Annotated in this window: 1 protein-coding gene; it reads left to right on the plus strand. The window is 74.9% G+C overall.

The window, feature by feature from the left end; all coding sequences use genetic code 11:
- Positions 1-133 precede the first annotated feature (133 nt).
- On the plus strand, positions 134-1,283 hold a 1,150-nt coding region (locus tag JHN45_RS52045), incomplete at its 3' end, for an acyltransferase (protein WP_201056513.1).

A 1,283-nucleotide genomic window follows, 5' to 3' on the forward strand; every position in this document is an offset into this window, starting at 1 on the left:
GTGTCCCCCGAGTTCGGCGCCCGCGTCTTCGCGGCCGGGGACGGCGGCCACAGCGACTACTTCTCACCGGGCTCGGCCTCCCTGGCCAACCTCGCCCGGATCGTCCTCGGCGAGACCACGGAGGTGACGACCCATGCGTGAACGACTCCGCCAGGCCGCCGTCCGCCTCGACGCCGCGACCCCGCCCGACCGGGACCGCGCCGTGGACGCCCTCCGCGCCTTCGCGATCCTCGGTGTCGTCCTGGGCCACTGGCTGGTGACCGCGCTGGTCGCGGACGGCGGCACCCTGCACACGGCGAGCCCGCTGCGCGACATGCCGTGGCTGGCGCCCATCTCCTGGGTGTTCCAGACACTGGCGGTGTTCTTCCTGGTGGGCGGCCATGTGGCGACCCGGGGTTACGCCTCCGCACGCGCCCGGGGCACGACGTACGGCCAATGGCTGGCCGCCCGGCTGTCCCGGCTGTTCACCCCGGTCGCCGCGGTCCTCGTCGTGTGGACGGTGACGGCCGTCGCGCTGCTCCTGTCCGGCACGGACTTCGAGACGGTCCGCGCGCTGGTCAAGCTGGCGTTGTCCCCGATGTGGTTCCTGGTCGTGTTCGCGGGTCTGACGGCGGCCACCCCTCTCCTGACCCGGCTCAACCCGCTGTGGCCGCTGGCCGTCGTACTGCACGTGGACCTGATCCGTTTCGGGCTCGGCGGCCCGTCCTGGCTCGGCTGGGTCAACGTCGCGGCGGGCTGGCTCGTGCCCTACACCCTCGGCGCGGCCTGGACCCGCGGCGAGCTGGACCGGGCCCGGGCGGGCTGGGTCCTCCTGACCGGCGGTACGGCGGCGACGGCGGCCCTCGTCCTGTGGGCGGGCTACCCGGCGTCCATGGTCGGCGTCCCCGGCACCACGATCTCCAACCTGGACCCGCCGACCCTGGCCGCCGTCACCTTCGGCCTGGCCCAGTGCGGCCTGGCCCTGCTGCTCCGGGACCGGTTGCGCCGCGCGCTGCGCAGGCCCCTCGCCTGGTCGGCGGTGGCCCTGGTCAACCTCTCGGCGATGACGGTCTTCCTCTGGCACCAGACGGCCCTCATGGCCACCACGGCCGCGACCCTGCCCGCCGGCCGTCTGCCCGGCCTGCACACCCGCCCCGACGACCTGACCTGGGTGGCGGCCCGACTGGCCTGGCTCCCGGTGTTCGCGCTGACGCTGACGGTCTGCTGGGCGGCGTTCCGGGTCTACGAACAGGGCCCGCGGCACCGCCCGTCCCGCCGCTCACGAGCCGCCCGCGCCCACACCC

The sequence above is a fragment of the Streptomyces sp. MBT53 genome (assembly GCF_016654115.1).
Taxonomy (GTDB): domain Bacteria; phylum Actinomycetota; class Actinomycetes; order Streptomycetales; family Streptomycetaceae; genus Streptomyces.